General features: G+C 46.4%; 15 protein-coding genes. 8 read left to right on the top strand and 7 right to left on the bottom strand.

The features are described from left to right. Window positions 1–14 precede the first annotated feature (14 nt). The 4 genes from QUA23_RS02460 to nadD all read right to left on the bottom strand — a co-directional run bounded on the left by QUA23_RS02460 (window position 15) and on the right by nadD (window position 3,735). On the bottom strand, window positions 15–206 hold the full coding sequence (locus QUA23_RS02460; RefSeq protein ID WP_333073001.1) for a DUF5678 domain-containing protein: 192 nt from the start codon (window positions 204–206) through the stop codon (window positions 15–17). Continuing rightward, window positions 181–1,182, bottom strand: coding sequence for a GDP-mannose 4,6-dehydratase (locus QUA23_RS02455; protein WP_333073000.1), 1,002 nt, complete (start codon window positions 1,180–1,182; stop codon window positions 181–183). Before QUA23_RS02455 ends, QUA23_RS02460 begins: the two co-directional genes overlap by 26 nt. Window positions 1,183–1,807: 625 nt before the next feature. Next, complete coding sequence (locus tag QUA23_RS02450; RefSeq protein WP_190656404.1) at window positions 1,808–2,827, bottom strand: type I glyceraldehyde-3-phosphate dehydrogenase; 1,020 nt, start codon at window positions 2,825–2,827, stop codon at window positions 1,808–1,810. Window positions 2,828–3,018: 191 nt separating this feature from the next. Next, window positions 3,019–3,735 carry a nicotinate (nicotinamide) nucleotide adenylyltransferase gene (nadD, locus tag QUA23_RS02445; RefSeq protein WP_333072999.1) on the bottom strand — a complete coding sequence of 239 codons (717 nt, stop codon included), beginning with the start codon at window positions 3,733–3,735 and terminating at the stop codon, window positions 3,019–3,021. Window positions 3,736–3,985: 250 nt separating this feature from the next. Between nadD and QUA23_RS02440 the strand changes: the two genes are divergently transcribed. The 5 genes from QUA23_RS02440 (at window position 3,986) to QUA23_RS02420 (ending at window position 8,445) form a co-directional block, all read left to right on the top strand. After that, the gene (locus QUA23_RS02440) at window positions 3,986–4,147 is read left to right on the top strand and encodes a hypothetical protein (RefSeq protein ID WP_333072998.1); all 162 of its coding nucleotides are present in this window, start codon (window positions 3,986–3,988) and stop codon (window positions 4,145–4,147) included. 551 nt (window positions 4,148–4,698) lie between these two features. Continuing rightward, window positions 4,699–6,255, top strand: coding sequence for a UDP-N-acetylmuramate--L-alanine ligase (gene murC / locus QUA23_RS02435; RefSeq protein ID WP_333072997.1), 1,557 nt, complete (start codon window positions 4,699–4,701; stop codon window positions 6,253–6,255). 150 nt (window positions 6,256–6,405) lie between these two features. Continuing rightward, window positions 6,406–7,362 carry a UDP-N-acetylmuramate dehydrogenase gene (gene murB / locus QUA23_RS02430; RefSeq protein WP_333072996.1) on the top strand — a complete coding sequence of 319 codons (957 nt, stop codon included), beginning with the start codon at window positions 6,406–6,408 and terminating at the stop codon, window positions 7,360–7,362. A gap of 62 nt (window positions 7,363–7,424) precedes the next feature. Then, window positions 7,425–7,775 carry a YbaB/EbfC family nucleoid-associated protein gene (locus QUA23_RS02425; protein ID WP_006634273.1) on the top strand — a complete coding sequence of 117 codons (351 nt, stop codon included), beginning with the start codon at window positions 7,425–7,427 and terminating at the stop codon, window positions 7,773–7,775. Between the two features lie 166 nt (window positions 7,776–7,941). Continuing rightward, window positions 7,942–8,445, top strand: coding sequence for a low molecular weight protein-tyrosine-phosphatase (locus tag QUA23_RS02420; RefSeq protein ID WP_333072994.1), 504 nt, complete (start codon window positions 7,942–7,944; stop codon window positions 8,443–8,445). Window positions 8,446–8,522: 77 nt separating this feature from the next. Here the strand turns inward: QUA23_RS02420 and QUA23_RS02415 are convergent, their stop codons facing one another. From QUA23_RS02415 to QUA23_RS02405, 3 genes are all read right to left on the bottom strand, one after another. Next, a complete protein-coding gene (locus QUA23_RS02415) occupies window positions 8,523–9,926 on the bottom strand; it encodes a hypothetical protein (RefSeq protein ID WP_333072993.1) in 1,404 nt (467 codons plus the stop codon). Window positions 9,927–9,989: 63 nt separating this feature from the next. After that, window positions 9,990–10,727, bottom strand: a complete 738-nt coding sequence (locus QUA23_RS02410; protein ID WP_333072992.1) for a response regulator transcription factor — start codon at window positions 10,725–10,727, stop codon at window positions 9,990–9,992. Window positions 10,728–10,799: 72 nt separating this feature from the next. Then, the gene (locus QUA23_RS02405) at window positions 10,800–12,392 is read right to left on the bottom strand and encodes a glucose-6-phosphate isomerase (protein ID WP_333072991.1); all 1,593 of its coding nucleotides are present in this window, start codon (window positions 12,390–12,392) and stop codon (window positions 10,800–10,802) included. A gap of 463 nt (window positions 12,393–12,855) precedes the next feature. On the opposite strand from QUA23_RS02405, the gene dusB reads away from it, so the two are divergent. The 3 genes from dusB (at window position 12,856) to QUA23_RS02390 (ending at window position 15,697) form a co-directional block, all read left to right on the top strand. Next, window positions 12,856–13,866: a tRNA dihydrouridine synthase DusB gene (dusB, locus tag QUA23_RS02400; RefSeq protein ID WP_242724764.1), complete on the top strand. Its 1,011-nt coding sequence runs from the start codon at window positions 12,856–12,858 to the stop codon at window positions 13,864–13,866. A 99-nt stretch (window positions 13,867–13,965) separates the two neighbouring features. Further along, the gene (argF, locus tag QUA23_RS02395) at window positions 13,966–14,886 is read left to right on the top strand and encodes an ornithine carbamoyltransferase (RefSeq protein WP_333072990.1); all 921 of its coding nucleotides are present in this window, start codon (window positions 13,966–13,968) and stop codon (window positions 14,884–14,886) included. A gap of 160 nt (window positions 14,887–15,046) precedes the next feature. Further along, window positions 15,047–15,697, top strand: a complete 651-nt coding sequence (locus QUA23_RS02390) for an NAD(P)H-dependent oxidoreductase (RefSeq protein WP_333072989.1) — start codon at window positions 15,047–15,049, stop codon at window positions 15,695–15,697. Window positions 15,698–15,893: the final 196 nt, after the last annotated feature.

Raw genomic sequence — 15,893 nt, 5'->3', positions numbered from 1 at the left:
CCACAAATTCACTTTCAAATATACGATCGAGTAAATAACCCAATTTTAGGTATATCAGCCGTCATCCCGTCGTTCATCTTTCGATAATCGCGATCGCAACTAATCACACCTTGGTTAGTATAAGCGATCCACTGACCCCGATATTTTTTCCACTCACGGCGATTGGCCTTATACCACTCCTTAGCTGTCGTATATTCTCCTTCCATATTTCCACCCCATAATTTCCCCTCCAATCTGCCTTGCCTCCACCATCATCCTCACCACATCCTGCATCTTATACTTCGCCTCCCATCCCAATTTTTTTTTTGCCTTAGCCGGATTTCCCCTCCCAACTGCAATCTCCGTCGGTCTGTAAAGACTCGCATCGGTTACTAAATGTTCCTGCCAATCCAAACCAGCAGCAACAAACGCTGTTTTCACAAATTCTTCTAAACGATAACTTACACCCGTACCAATTACATAATCGTCCGGTTCTTCCTGCTGTAACATCAAATACATAGCCTCCACATATTCCGGCGCCCAACCCCAGTCCCGCTGCACTGAAATATTTCCCAAATGCAGTTTTTCGGAACTACCCCCAGCAATTCGGCACACCACAGATACAATTTTTTGGGTGACAAACCTCTCCGGCCGCAGCGGCGACTCGTGATTGAACAGAATACCAGAACACGCAAACAAATTGTACGCTTCCCGATAATTCGCTACTTCCCAAAATGCCGTTGCTTTCGCTACCGCGTAAGGACTTCTGGGGCGAAAAGGCGTATTTTCATCGGCTGCACTGCCTCCGGTATCCCCAAAACATTCGCTAGAACTGGCATTGTAAAGTTTAATTTTTCCGCCTGTAAACCGAATTGCTTCTAACAAATTCAATGTGCCTGTGGCAATGCTTTCGAGGGTTTCTACGGGCTGTTCAAAAGACAGACTGACGGAACTTTGACCTGCTAGATTGTACACCTCATCTGGCTCTATTTTGGCAAGCACTTGCAAGACGCTGCGAAAATCGTTGAGAGACATGGATTCTAGTTTTACTCTGTCTCGTATGCCCAAACGAGCCAGGTTGCCGAAACTCGACATTTGGGCGTCCCTAGAGGTGCCACAAACTTCATAACCTCGATCGAGCAAAAGTTTAGCTAAATAAGTTCCGTCTTGACCTGATACACCACAAATTAGCGCTTTTTTCATATCAGATTTTTTTGGCAAAACTACACCGTAGCTGTTGCTATTTTTCCAGTTGTTTAACTTTAATAGTCGGAATTTTTATTTTTTTAATATTTGGGATTTTCCGAGAACTTAATCAAAGCAATTTTAAGCGCTTACTACCAACAACAAAATTATCATCAAGCACACCCGAAAGCCCGATCGAAGTATTATTGCAAAAAGTTTGATCGATAGCTGGGAGTAACAGCATACAGATATCGTAGAGAGACAGCACTGCCCATTGGTGTCAACTTAACGTCAAACCCTGTCACAGACTTCTGTTTGACTATTAACCCTAGATCCCCCCTAGCCCCCCTTAATAAGGGGGGGACAAGAGTCTTATCAAAGTCCCCCTTCTTAAGGGGGATTTAGGGGGATATAGACTTGGCTATGAACAAGAGATACCAAGGCTTTCAGGCTTAAGTTGACACCTGTGGACACTGCCGTATCCTGCGCCATATTTCATTTTGTACTCGCCAACTATCGACTGGCAAAAGTCTCTACCGCTCGAAAACAGAAATAACCAGTCAGCTAGAAATCGACTCAAAAGTACAAAATATTAGCCTTTTTTACCTTCTGCCGAATGACTAAAGCCTTCTGCCTTCGGATACTAGGCTTCCCAACGTTCGGCGACCAATTCAGCCAAGTCAACCACCCGCTGACTGTAGCCCCACTCATTGTCGTACCAAGCCAACAGCTTCACCATGTCGCCATCCATCACCAGCGTCAAGCTGGAATCCAGAATCGAAGAAGCATCACTTCCGCGATAGTCGCATGAAACTAAAGGCAAATCGTTGTACTCCAAAATCCCTTTCATGGAACCGGAGGCAGCTTCTTTGAACACTTGATTTACTTGCTCGGTAAAAGTCTTTTTCTCTACCTGAGCCACAAAATCAACTACCGACACATTGGGAGTCGGCACCCGCATGGCAATACCATTTAACTTGCCTTTCAATTCCGGAATCACCAAAGCCACAGCTTGGGCTGCTCCGGTAGAAGTCGGCACAATATTCATTGCAGCAGCCCGGGCCCGCCGCAAGTCGCGGTGGCTGGCATCCAGCAAGCGCTGGTCGCCAGTATAGCTGTGGGTAGTGGTCATCATGCCTTTGACGATGCCAAAATTTTCGTGCAGCACTTTCAGTACAGGAGCCAGACAGTTGGTAGTACAGCTAGCATTGCTGATGACTGTGTAGTCACTGTGCTTGTAGTTGTGGTGGTTGACTCCCATCACATAAGTGCCAACTTCAGAACCCTTGCCGGGAGCGGTAATTAGCACTTTTTTAGCGCCGGCAGTGATATGCTTCGATGCACCAGCTTGGTCAACGAAGACGCCGGTCGATTCAATAATCAGATCAATACCCCAATCTTTCCAAGGCAAGTTTAGCGGGTTGCGATCGCTCACGCATTTAACTGTCTTGCCGTTGAGAGTAATGGAATTTTCATCCGCACTGATGTCCACATTCTTCAACGTTCCCATCATGGAATCGTATCTGAGCAAGTGAGCATTACTTCTGGGATCGGAAGTGTCATTAATAGCTACCAACTCTAGCTGGCTGTTTTCTCTGCCCAGCCAGCAGCGCGCAAAACTGCGCCCGATACGTCCAAAACCATTGATCGCGACTCGAATCACTTTAGTACCTCCTAACGATGGCAGCCTCTAGCTCAGGCTTAAATTTTGGAAAAATTTAAGAATTGACTTATGAGACAAGATCATATCGCAAAGGTCGATCCTTTCTAACTTTTTGTGTCGATCAAAAAAGCTTGAACTTTTCTAGAAGGCTGAAATTGCAAGGCCGAAGGCATTAGGCTTTCTGTCGCTGGTTACTGGTAAAGCTGATGGGCTGCAATATAAGTCCCGACAACTTCCGGGACTAAGTAGCGGAGGTTGATTCTTTCGGCGCAGCAGCGGCGGATGTGGCTCGACGAAATCTCGATCGCAGCCATGGAAAGCACCTCCCAGCGAATTTCCACGTCCAAAAGAGCCATTTGTTCGGCAACTCGTCGGCCCACAGCATTTGCCTGAACCTGCATCCTGTCCCTCGCGGAATCGATGGGTTTTCCACTCGGACAATCTCCCCACTCGGACAGTCCCCCAATCTCCCCGCTTTCTGCTGTTTCTCGATCTTCCTGACTCGGACGTGGGGCTACCAACCAGTCGCACAACCCGGCAATTTCGCCGCACCGGTGCCATTTGGGGAGAGTAAGGAGTGCGTCACTACCAATAATCCAGTACCAGCGATGATCGCCTGGATACAATTTTTGCAAATACAGCAGGGTGTCGATCGCAAAAGAACTGTCGGAGGGATTTGCCGACCGCGGCGAAATTAGGAAGTCGGGGCGATCGGCGATCGCCAGAGCGAGCATTTCCCGCCGCTGCTCAAAACTTGCCAAATCCGGGCGCTCTTTGTGAGGAGGAGAGCGATCCGGTACCCAAATGACTCGATCGAGAGCAAATTGACTCGCAGCCGTCTCGGCTACCAACACGTGACCCCAGTGAACCGGATCAAAAGTCCCCCCCAAAATCGCTATTTTCGCCATATTTCCCCCAAATCAGGATTAATACAGACATCGCGCCACTTTTATGTTTCTACGCTTTTAACCATAAGCTGGTTTATTAGAAAACCCTCGGTTTTCATTGGGGACAAACCCCTGGACGACCCTAGTTTCGACGATCGTCCCGGACGCTAAAACCGGTTTTTTCAACCCCCTTAATTCGTTCCAACCTTCAATAAGACTTAAAAAACCCGGTTCTGAGCGTCAGAGTGGGTGCGGGACTGGATGATTAACCTTGCCAATATTAATCCCAACTTGTTTTGAGTGCGCGATCGACTGTCTGAGCATTCGTTTGTGGGCGACCGAAAAAGTTTTGACGGTAGATATATTTATCGCAGTGGTAAAAATTTTAATGGCTGCCAAGAGAGTCGATCGGCTTCTCGATCAACACCAATGATTTGGTTTGATCTATGGCTTTGCGACTATTCCGACTAACTGCATAACTTGTATATATACAATAAAGTAATAATATATACTATAGCTGCGATCGTGTCAATCTCTGACTTGGGCGAGAAAATGACCGTAAAGGTAGATTTATGACTATAAAAAGAGCGAAATTTGGTCATACGTGGTAGTGTTTGTAAATCCTTATGGGTTTTACCCTCAATCTTGGTAGAAAGGTTGTGGGGCTTTTGCTGCCGTATCCGAGCACAGCAGGCGGATAGAAATAGAAAGAATGCAGGAGTATGCAAGCACCCAAAATTAGTCTGTTGGGCCAGACCCCAGACCCCGTTTTCTGTTACCTGCTATTTTCGAGCTGTGACTGTTCCGGAAAACTACTCGGTACTAAGTCATATAGGATACAAGACAAACATCTCTACAAGTCCCGCAAATCTAGGGACGCGCAGAGAATTTTGTACAAAATCTCTAGCGAACTGTATCCTGAAAAAACAATTCTTGATATGATATCGCGTGTTATTGGCGTGGTGTGGTGTGTGAGGAGCGAAGATGCCGAGTTCTGTTGATTTCAGCGGTAGACCATTTCATTTCATCGGCATTGGTGGGATTGGGATGTCAGCCCTAGCCTACATTCTAGCTAAACGCAAGTTGCCTGTGTACGGCTCCGACATTAAATCGAGTCACATAACCGAGCGCTTGCAAGGAATGGGAGCTCATATTTTTTGGAGTCAAGACGCCAGCAATTTTGAACTATTTCAAACGGCCCTCAACGGTAGCAGTCCCGACCGCGGGCAACAGGAAAGGACCGTATCCTCGGCAGTCGCGGGTACGGTAGGGACTTCTGTCGCGACAGCCAAAGCTCTCCAATTGAACGGCAACGGTTCAAGCGCCCAAGCAATTCCGGGATTGCCTCAAGTAGTATGTTCGACGGCTATTCACCCAGCAAATGCCGAATATAGAGCTGCTTTAGATTTGGGCTGTCCGATTTTTCATCGATCGGATGTGTTGGCAGCGTTAATTCAAGATTACCAAAGCATAGCCGTAGCGGGGACTCACGGCAAAACTACTACTAGCAGCTTAATCGGCTTCATGCTGATGGCTGCGGGTCTAGACCCGACAATCGTGGTAGGAGGCGAGGTAAATGCTTGGGAAGGCAATGCCCGTTTGGGAGAAGGCCCCTACTTAGTTGCCGAGGCTGATGAATCCGACGGTTCTCTCGTCAAGCTGGTTGCCAAAATTGGCATAGTGACGAATGTGGAACTGGATCATCCAGACCATTACGATACCCTTGACCAGGTAATAGACACATTTAAGGTGTTTGCCCAAAACTGTCAAACCTTGGTGGGCTGCATTGACGACCAAATCGTCAAAGACTGCCTTCAGCCTCATGTCAGTTATAGTTTGCAGCCGGACAGCGGTGCTGACTACACGGTTTCGGGCGTGGAGTACGGAGCAGAAAGCACCAAGGCACGGATTTGGGAGCGAGGAATTTTCCTAGGGGAAATCGAGTTGAAGTTGCTGGGCACACACAATCTCAGCAATGCACTAGCTGCGGTAGCAGTGGGCCGATTGTTGGGGTTAGAGTTTTCGGCGATTGCCAAAGCGATTGCTGGCTTTGAAGGAGCTCGCCGCCGTTTTGAGGTGCGGGGTTTTCACAATGACATCCTGTTTGTGGACGACTACGCCCACCATCCTAGCGAAATTCGTGTCACCTTGGCGGCGGCTCGCTTGCGGATCGAAGGTAGCGAAAAAAATCCCAAATCCCGAAGAGTAGTTGCAATTTTTCAACCTCACCGTTACAGCCGGACTCTGACATTTTTGCCAGAATTTGCTCAATCTTTTGGGGATGCTGATTTGGTTGTGGCTTGCGATATTTATAGTGCTGGGGAACCGAATTTAGGAGAGATTAGCGGGCAGCAGGTTGCTGATTTGATTGCTAAAGAAGGCCGAGAGGTTGAGTTTGCGCCTTCCCTGGAGTCAGTCAGTAAGTTTTTAACCCAAAATCTGCAACCTGGGGATTTGGCTCTGTTTTTGGGTGCTGGTAATCTAAATCAGATTATTCCAGAGGTTATGGCTTTTTATCAACAAGCCGATCGCCCCGATTAGCTCGCGAACTGAGTAGAGTCGATCGACATTATGGCGTTGCACGTTGTGCCGAAACTTCTGTCGGGCGGCTCGCTCAAAGGGGCAACATAAGTTAGCTAAATGGATTTTCAACCACGTCTTCGAGCGAAGGTATTTTTAAGGATTTTCAAGATGGTGACTATCTCGAATGACTCCTCTGTTAAGGAAAATCGGCGAGTGTATTCTCCTATTTCTTTGCGGGGAACTGATTGCAAGATTAACTCCCAAGTTTCGCTGGCGGGCCTGACTTCCTTCCGAGTCGGTGGCCCCGCCGAGTGGTACGTTGCTCCCCGCAGTATGGAGGCTCTGCAAGCGAGTTTTGCCTGGGCACACGATGAAGGAGTGCCGGTGACTCTGCTGGGGGCGGGTTCTAATTTGTTGGTGAGCGATCGGGGTTTGTCCGGTTTGGTCGTCGGCACTCGCTACCTCAAACAGGTGAATTTTAATCCAGAAACAGGTCAAGTTACAGCGGGGGCGGGGGAGTCAATTCCCCGCCTGGCTTGGTTGGCGGCTAAACGGGGCTGGAAAGGTCTAGAATGGGCAGTCGGCATACCGGGTACCGTGGGAGGGGCTGTGGTGATGAATGCAGGCGCTCACAGAGGCTGTACTGCTGATATTCTGGTCAACGCTCGCGTCTTATCCCCTGGTGGTAAGGTGGAAATTCTGACTCCCCAAGAGTTGGAGTACCGCTACCGGACTTCGGTGCTGCAAGGGGGCGATCGCCTGGTGACTGAAGCGACTTTCCAGTTGCAGCCGGGATTTGACCGATCGCAAGTAATGGCAGAAACTAATGACCATTTCAGCCAGCGGCGGACAACTCAACCTTACCACTTACCGAGCTGTGGCTCAGTCTTCCGTAACCCCGGCCCCAAGACGGCAGGTTGGTTCATCGAACAAGCGGGACTGAAGGGATATCAGATCGGAGGCGCACAAGTGGCTCAGCGCCATGCTAATTTTATTCTTAACTGCGGGTCGGCAACGGCCAATGATATTTTTCAAGTGATCCGCCACGTTCAACAGCAAGTCGAGCAGCGGTGGTCGCTGTTGTTGGAGCCAGAAGTTAGAATACTGGGAGAGTTTCCCTTCTAAGGCATCATTGAAGTAATACGGAAACGGCAGACTGCCAGCCCACACACCATCACAAAGTAGTTATGACAAAATCAGGACAAGGATTTGGCTTCGGCCTGGGAAAAATGAAAGAACTGACTGAAGCTTTCAAAAAAGCTCAGCAGGTTCAAGAAGGAGCTAAAAAGCTCCAAGAAGAGTTGGATGTAATGGAAATTGAGGGAACAGCCGGCGGTGGCTTGGTCAAGGTTTTTCTCAGCGGCAACCAAGAACCCCGCCGCGTGGAAATCTCACCGGATGCCCTCGGTGAAGGTGCTGATGTGGTTTCTGAACTCGTCACGGTGGCGATGCAGGATGCTTACGCTAAGTCTACGATGACGATGCGGGAGAAAATGGAAGAACTCACCGGTGGACTAAATCTCCCCGGTTTCGGTTAATCATGAGTCATCAGTCATTAGTTGTTAGCTATCTGTGTTTAAAAAGGAATCTATAGCTAATGACTGATTGATTTATCTGAAGCACGAAACGTTGGGAAAAAGGGGAAAGGAAAAATTTTCTTTCTTCTTTCCCATTAAAAATTACTAAATACTAATTATCAATTAAATGTCTTATAAATTATTGTTTGTCTGCCTCGGCAACATCTGCCGATCGCCCTCAGCAGAAAATATTATGAATCACTTAATTGAACAAGCTGGTTTGAGCGATCGTATCACCTGCGATTCTGCCGGAACTGCTAGCTATCACATTGGCAGCCCCCCGGACAGGCGGATGGCATTGGCGGCGAGGAAGCGAGACATTGAATTGCTAGGCGAAGCCCGCCAATTTGCCAGGAAAGATTTTGAAAATTTTGATTTGATTCTGGCGATGGATCGGGACAATTATCGCAATATTCTTGCCCTGGATACTACGGGAAAGTATAAAGATAAAGTGCGGCTGATGTGCGATTTTTGTCAGAAATATGACCTGAAAGAAGTGCCAGATCCTTATTATGGTGGGCCCGATGGATTCGATCGAGTAATTGATTTACTGTTAGATGCCTGCGAGGGTTTGTTGGAGTATGTTGTCAGTCAGGAAGGCTTAAGGGTTGGTGGGCAGAAGGAAAGTTAGAAAATTGCGATCGACAGCTACTCTAAACTCTCGGTGTGATCGGAAACTATATTTTCTCTCTTCTTTGGAACTATAACTTAAATACTTCTGACAAATCTTCGCCTTAGTACGAGTAAGGCTGTAGGAGGAATAACGGTGATCAAAATTGTAAGTATAGAGATCGGATTATTTCCACCCCCTCCCCCTAAAAGGATACTGGGAAACAGAGCAAAAGTTAAGCTTGTCAAGACAAAATGGGGAGCATTGATACTCAAAGCAGCAATTGGCAGCAGAATAGAGGGATACCAAGGCATTAGCCAAGGTGTAGCAAACAAAAACAAACTAAGAGTTATCCATCCAATATCTGATACCAAATTGATTTCAGAATAGTTGCTGCGGAAGTATGATTTAAGTAACGTCACTAGGTAGTAAATTATCCAGATACAATAGGAAAAAACTTTAAAGAAGGATAGGATACTTTGGCGGGTTTCAAAAGTTATATTTGGGAAGAAGTTGAGACATAAATTTATCAGGTGGTGAAACGAGCGAGCTGTAACCGAGGATACTCCTGGATTTAACAAACTTTTCCAAGCTGCAACTGTTGGTAAAAATGTATAAGTTATGACTGTAATTATTAATAAAGAAAGTAGGGATACTGCTGCTAAATCTCTCCACCGACGCTGCTTGCAGAGGAAAGCAAAAACTAAGGGAAACCAAATTAGAGGTAATGTTTTTACTAGAAAACCCACCCAAATTGCTAAAATTGCCAAAACATAACGTTGGTAATAAATACATCCTATAAAAACAATCAATGTATTAGCCAGCAAAACGTCAAGATGAGCATTAACTATTTGCTCGTTCAAGAGCATTGGATTGAGTAGATATGCCATTGCGATCAGGCTACGGTTCTCGGAATTTTTGAGTAATCGCCAAATCAAGTAAGCATTGAGTGTATGTACGCATAAACATATTATTTTAAAAAAATAAATTCCCACTAACGGGCTAATTGGTACAGCAAGTGCTGATAGGGCAAAAAAGAATAAAGAAACGGGACCGTAGGTAGAAGTTTGCCCCCAGTGGAGGAAAGGAGATACGTTAGAAATTAAGGTATCGGGATTATTCAGATAAGGATTAATTTTTTGTAAGCTCATCGCTCCGTAATGCAAGTACATATAAATGTCATTGCTTTGGGGATAAGCTATGAGGGCAATTGCCAGAAAGGGGATTGCATACTTACAAATGTCTAGAAAGCTGGAACTTGTCTGCTTTTTTTGACTTAACCAGATAATATATGTAACCGTTGCTACCAAGTAGGAACCGTTAATTATAAGTCGAATGAGACTGAAACCGCTGGAAGGGAAATCGTTATAGTTTTCTCCACCCTGTAAAACGCTGTAATACTTGGTGATTCCCATTGATGTCATCGCAATACAGAAAATTATGGAAGCTGCTAATGCTGCTGCATATAAAATTTTCTGATTTTTTAAGTAATTGTTGACCATGATGCTATTTATTCAGTGTGGTAAGTAAGTGCAGGTAATTTTCTTGCCCGATCGCGTTGGCGGTTATCTGACTAAATGGTGTTCCATTGCAAAGCGAACGAGTTCTGCTCGGTTGTTGCTTTCAGTTTTTCTGAACAAGCTGCTGACGTGCTTTTCGATAGTTCGAGGGCTGAGGTGGAGCCGGGAACCTATTTGAATATTAGAAAGACCTTCTGTCAGCAAATCTAGCACTTGTCGCTCTCGCTGAGTCAAAGTCGGAGCATTTTGGCTGGGAGATGCCCGTGAAGCGGAGCTATCCCGTAGGGAATCGCCTGTGTTTGACTTTGGAGTTAAAAAATCTGCTTCTGGCTTGTCATTGCCTCTGCTGGTTGCCTCTGTTGGCGTCGGTTCGGGTTCCGGGGAACGAGAGGGGGCCTGAGCGATTAGAGCGTAGCGATCGAGCAAAGAGCGAATTACCGCCCCCAATTCTTCGAGTTCAAAAGGCTTAGCGAGATAATTGTCACACCCCATCTGATAGCCGCGAATCCGTTCCTGCGTGGTCTTGCGTTCCGTCAAAAAAATCACCGGCAGCAAGCGGAAAGCGGGACGAGTCCGAACTCGCCGCACGAATTCGTAGCCATCCATCTCGGGCATTGTAATGTCGGTAACAATCAAGTGGGGCTGAAATTCCTCTACCAAACCTAAAGCTTCTTTGCCGTTCTCAGCAGCGATTACAGAGTATCCGCAGGTAATTTCCAGATAATCGGTAATCGACAAGCGAGTCCCGAAATCGTCGTCAGCAACCAGAATCGTCAAGGGCATGAGGGGAATTTAAAAATTAAACCTTAAAAATTAAAAGTGACTAATTTCACTTTTAATTTTTAATTCTACTGTTTAATTCTGTTTATAACTTGCTGTTAAAGTAGCAGGTTGTGCTAATGTTCCCTCCAAAGCTACGCCGCGCCCGTTGGCTGCCAAATGCCGCAGAGTTTTGTAAATTGTCTCGATTTGCTCTGGCTTTCCTGCTTTTTTGGCTATTTCTGCGACAGACAGAGGTTTTTGGGCGTCTTTGAGCACTTGCAGTACCCGCTGCTGCAAGTCCAATACAGCAGCGGCCGCTTTTTTGCCTGCTTCGACGCCCGGTTGGTGATAAGCATTGACATTCACCAAGGAACCGTAAAAACCTACGGCTCTTTCGTAGAGGGCGATTAATGCTCCTACTGTCCGAGGGTTGACTTGGGGAATTGTGACAGTAATGGAATCTCGGTGATTTTCGTACAAAGCTTGTCGAGTTCCCTGCAACAAACCAGACAAATAATCTCCCGAAGTGACCCCGGTTTCTACTTCTGGGGAAATGCCTTGCCTGTCTTCCAAAACTTCGATAAATGTTAGGAAGAAATTCGGCACGCCGTCTCGCAGTTGCTGGACGTAGGCGTGTTGGTCCGTGCTGCCTTTGTTGCCGTAAACTGCGATTCCTTGATGAACTGTGTTGCCGTCTAAATCTTGCTGTTTGCCGATCGATTCCATGACTAATTGCTGCAAGTAGCGGCTGAACAATAGCAGGGAATCTTTGTAAGGCAAAACTACCATGTCTTTTTCGCCACGTCCGTTGCAGGCAAAATACCAACTCATGGCTAAAAGGGCGGCGGGATTGTTTTTAATTTCGGGAATTCTGGTAGCTTCGTCCATGACTTTAGCGCCGTCGAGCATCGCCCGAATGTCGATGCCTTGCAAAGCTGCTGGCAAAAGTCCTACTGCTGAGAGTTCCGAAGTGCGTCCTCCCACCCAGTCGGCCATCGGGAAGCTGCCAATCCAGCCTTCGGATTTGGCTAATTTGTCTAGTTTGCTGTCTGTTCCAGTGATGGCAACTGCCTGTTTGGCGAAGTCGAGTTTTTGGGCGGCGAAGGCTTTTTGAACTTCAATCATGCCGTTGCGGGGTTCGGGGGTGCCGCCGGATTTGGAGATAGTAATTACTAGGGTGCTGACGAGTTTGTCTTTGATTTTGTTAAGGATGCGATCGATCCCAGCGGGATCTGTGTTGTCGATAAAATGAATTGCTAGGGGCGGAATGTCTGGGGATAAAGCTTCGGAGACAAATTGGGGGCCGAGGGCCGAACCGCCGATGCCGATCGAAATTATGTCGGTAAATTGCGGAGCAAAGGGCGGTTTAATATCGCGGTTTTGAATTTTTTTGACAAATGCTTCGACTTGTGCTATGCCTTCGACTATTTCTTGTTTTAATTCTGGAGTGGGAGCTAAATCGGGGTTTCGCAGCCAGTAGTGGCCCACCATCCGGTTTTCGTCGGGATTGGCGATCGCACCTGCTTCCAAAGCTGCCATGTCTTTGAAAGCTTTGTCAAATTTGGGTTTCAGTGCTGCTGCGAAAGCGTCGTCGAATCCCATGCGGCTGATATCGAGGTAAAGTCCCAATCCCTCGTGATAGTAAAGCCAGTCTTGATAGCGTTGCCAGAGTGCTGCGGCGTCCATAGGAATTCTCTACAATTTTTTTAATGTTCGATCGGCGTCGTCAGGAATCCACCAATTGTAGTTTAAAACGATCTGATGTACGGCTTTTGCACAATCCCAATAAATTTAAGCATTAGTCGTGTGAAGATAGCCGGAGCCGAAGGCAGGCAGAGCATTCGGCAAAATTAAACAATAAAAATATGACTTGGGCAACACTCTTAGTAGGTAGATCCCTCATTAATGGTCACACCCCATAGATAGATCGAAGCGGCACAGAGATTTAACTGTGGTCGGCGTTGGCGTTTGGGCCCTGGTTTCACAATATTCAAATTAGGGCGATCGGGATGTGTAAAATAGGCATTGCGGTCAGGTTAAATATACTTTTACCTGTCACTCAATAATCGGCTAAAAATATAATTAACAACTGTCAACTATCTGAAGTGTAGTATAATATACAGATATTATAATTGAAGTGCGATCGACTATGCTTGCTCTATCTCCAGAATTAAAAGAAAGGTTAGCAACTCCGCTCAAAATCGGCGATTTTGAAGTTAAAAGCCGCGTCCTGCAATCGCCCTTATCCGGCGTTACCGATTTGGTATTTCGCCGCCTGGTGCGCCGCTACGCGCCGGATTCGATGATGTACACGGAAATGGTAAACGCTACTGGTTTGCACTACGTGAAGCAACTGCCGAGAATTATGGAAGTTGACCCGAACGAGCGCCCGATTAGCATTCAATTGTTTGACTGCCGGCCGGATTTCTTGGCAGAAGCGGCGCAGAAAGCAGTGGCAGAAGGAGCGGATACTGTTGATATTAATATGGGCTGTCCGGTTAACAAAATTACTAAAAACGGCGGTGGTTCTTCCCTGCTGCGAGACCCGGAAACGGCCGAGGCAATTGTGCGGGCTGTTGTGGAAGCGGTAGATGTTCCTGTCACGGTTAAAACTAGGATTGGTTGGACTGACAAAGAAATTAATATTTTGGAATTTGCGAAGCGGATGGAAGATGCGGGAGCAAAAATGATTACCGTGCACGGCCGCACTCGATCGCAAGGTTACACCGGCCCGGCAAAATGGGAGTGGATTCGCCGAGTGAAAGAAGTTTTATCGATTCCTGTTATTGCTAACGGGGATATTTTTTCAGTGGAAGCAGCGATGCGATGTCTGGAAGAAACAGGTGCAGATGGAGTGATGTGTTCGCGGGGAACTTTGGGCTATCCTTTTTTGGTGGGAGAAGTTGATTATTTCTTGAAAACTGGTGTGGAAAAGATAGCTCCGACACCAATTGAACGCCTCGAATGTGCTAAAGAACATTTGCGGGCTTTGTGGGAATATAAAGGTGAAAGCGGTGTCTGCCAAGCGCGCAAGCACTTAACCTGGTATGCTAAGGGTTTCCCCGGCGCTGGGGAATTGCGGGGCGTGTTGGCTGTGGTAGAAACGGTTGAACAAGGTTGCGATTCGATCGATCGCGCGATCGAGCAATTGCCCGCATAAACCTTACCCGCAGATGTCAACTAGGGATTACAGAAACAAAACCCACCTCTGCGGGCTAAGATTTAAGACACAGTTAAAAATTTGTGTGTGGGGGAAAGCATGGATTCATTAAAAGGGCGAGATTTATTAAGTCTGGCAGATTTAAGCATAGATGAATTAAATTATTTGCTGGATCTAGCAGGCAGTTTAAAATCGGGAATGGTCAAGCTGAAACGCAATAAAGTTCTCGGCTTGTTATTTTCCAAAGCTTCAACGCGAACGCGGGTAAGTTTTACGGTGGCAATGTATAAATTGGGAGGGCAAGTGATTGACCTCAATCCCAACGTTACACAAGTCAGCCGCGGTGAACCTTTGGTAGATACAGCCAGGGTTTTAGACAGATATTTAGACATTTTGGCGATTCGGACGTTCGAGCAAAAGGACTTAGCAACTTTTGCCAATTATGCCAAAATTCCTGTGATTAATGCGCTGACAGATGACGAACACCCATGTCAAGTGCTGGCAGATTTAATGACAGTAAAAGAATGTTTTGGCAAGTTGGAAGGGGTGACTTTGACTTATTTGGGCGATGGCAATAATATGGCAAATTCGCTGATGTTGGGCTGTGCAATGACGGGAATGAATGTCAGAATTGCTTGCCCTCAAGATTTCCAGCCGAATGCTGAGATAGTGGAAAAAGCTAAGAATATTGCTAATGGAAAAACAGAAGTTACTGTGACGGCGGACGCAGAAGCTGCTGTGAAGAATGCTCAAGTGATTTATACTGATGTTTGGGCGAGTATGGGACAGGAAGAGGAAGCAAAAATCAGGATTCCTTTGTTTAAGCCATATCAGGTAAATGAACAATTGCTGAAGTTAGCAGATAAGAATGCAATTGTATTGCACTGTTTGCCCGCACACCGGGATGAAGAGATTACGGATGACGTGATTGAGGGCAGTCAATCGCGCGTTTGGGATCAAGCAGAAAATCGGATGCACGCGCAGCAAGCTTTGCTGGCAAGCATTCTGGAAAGCGATTAGGAATTAGCTAAAAATTAGTCTGTCGGGGGAGCAAATCGACCTGCTCGCTACTTTTTGCAGACCGCTACCGTTATCATTTCATTTGAACCAGGATTATTTGCAACCAGCCTGTAATTATCCGTTTCAACCATGATTAATTGCAATCTCTTAAGTAAAAGAAATGAATCACATCACTACGACAGACTTACTCGAAAATCTCAAATGGCGATATGCCACCAAACAGTTCGATCCAGCCAAAACAATTGCTCCAGAAATCTGGACAGCTTTAGAAGATGCGTTAGTGTTAACACCATCTTCTTATGGGCTTCAACCTTGGAAATTTCTGATTATTACCAGCTCGGAACTTAAAGAACAGCTCAAGCCCCACTCCTGGAATCAGTCACAGGTTACTGATTGCTCTCATTATGTCGTGTTCGCGATTAAAAAGAATCTCACTGCCGAGGATGTCGATCGCTTTATGGCTCGCACTGTCGAGCTGCGGGGCGGGACCGTAGAGGCAATGGCAGGATATCGGAATCTAATCGTCAGTGACTTGGTGGATGGTGCCCGCAGTTTTAATATCAATCAATGGTCAACGCGCCAAACTTATATTGCACTGGGCAACTTTATGACCTGTGCTGCATTGCTTGGTGTTGACACCTGTCCAATGGAAGGAATTGAACCTGTCAATTACGATCGCCTGTTGGGTCTTTCTGCAAAAGGCTTTACTACCGTCGTAGCTTGTGCGGCTGGCTATCGCTCTGAAGCAGATAAGTATGCTTCACTCGCAAAAGTAAGATTCCCTAAGTCAGAAATCTTAGAAACTTTATAGAACCCATTTGGTATCTTCTTGAGCGAACTATATGGTTTTGAGGGCATCGTTTTACTAGAGAATTTAATACCAGAGTCAGGACTTTAAGCTAACAGGCATCAAACCAGATAAAACCTAGATACCTCAAAGGCTTGTGAGACAACAAAAAGATCCTACATGGGTTCTATAAACCCGGGATACGCTGTAAGTCGATCGC

It is taken from the genome of Microcoleus sp. Pol1C5 (assembly GCF_036701115.1).
In the GTDB taxonomy this organism is placed as follows: Bacteria; Cyanobacteriota; Cyanobacteriia; order Cyanobacteriales; family Microcoleaceae; genus Microcoleus.
Note: the sequence above shows the minus strand (reverse complement) of the source record. Positions and strands in the feature narration are given on the sequence as shown.

Bases quoted from the DNA above. Each gene is read 5' to 3' on its own strand.
- dusB (WP_242724764.1), top strand. From the start codon at position 12,856: ATGCTTGCTCTATCTCCAGAATTAAAAGAAAGGTTAGCAACTCCGCTC.
- QUA23_RS02405 (WP_333072991.1), bottom strand. From the start codon at position 12,392: ATGGACGCCGCAGCACTCTGGCAACGCTATCAAGACTGGCTTTACTAT.
- QUA23_RS02390 (WP_333072989.1), top strand. From the start codon at position 15,047: ATGAATCACATCACTACGACAGACTTACTCGAAAATCTCAAATGGCGA.
- QUA23_RS02415 (WP_333072993.1), bottom strand. From the start codon at position 9,926: ATGGTCAACAATTACTTAAAAAATCAGAAAATTTTATATGCAGCAGCA.
- QUA23_RS02455 (WP_333073000.1), bottom strand. From the start codon at position 1,182: ATGAAAAAAGCGCTAATTTGTGGTGTATCAGGTCAAGACGGAACTTAT.
- argF (WP_333072990.1), top strand. From the start codon at position 13,966: ATGGATTCATTAAAAGGGCGAGATTTATTAAGTCTGGCAGATTTAAGC.
- nadD (WP_333072999.1), bottom strand. From the start codon at position 3,735: ATGGCGAAAATAGCGATTTTGGGGGGGACTTTTGATCCGGTTCACTGG.
- QUA23_RS02420 (WP_333072994.1), top strand. From the start codon at position 7,942: ATGTCTTATAAATTATTGTTTGTCTGCCTCGGCAACATCTGCCGATCG.
- murC (WP_333072997.1), top strand. From the start codon at position 4,699: ATGCCGAGTTCTGTTGATTTCAGCGGTAGACCATTTCATTTCATCGGC.
- QUA23_RS02460 (WP_333073001.1), bottom strand. From the start codon at position 206: ATGGAAGGAGAATATACGACAGCTAAGGAGTGGTATAAGGCCAATCGC.
- QUA23_RS02410 (WP_333072992.1), bottom strand. From the start codon at position 10,727: ATGCCCTTGACGATTCTGGTTGCTGACGACGATTTCGGGACTCGCTTG.
- murB (WP_333072996.1), top strand. From the start codon at position 6,406: ATGGTGACTATCTCGAATGACTCCTCTGTTAAGGAAAATCGGCGAGTG.
- QUA23_RS02425 (WP_006634273.1), top strand. From the start codon at position 7,425: ATGACAAAATCAGGACAAGGATTTGGCTTCGGCCTGGGAAAAATGAAA.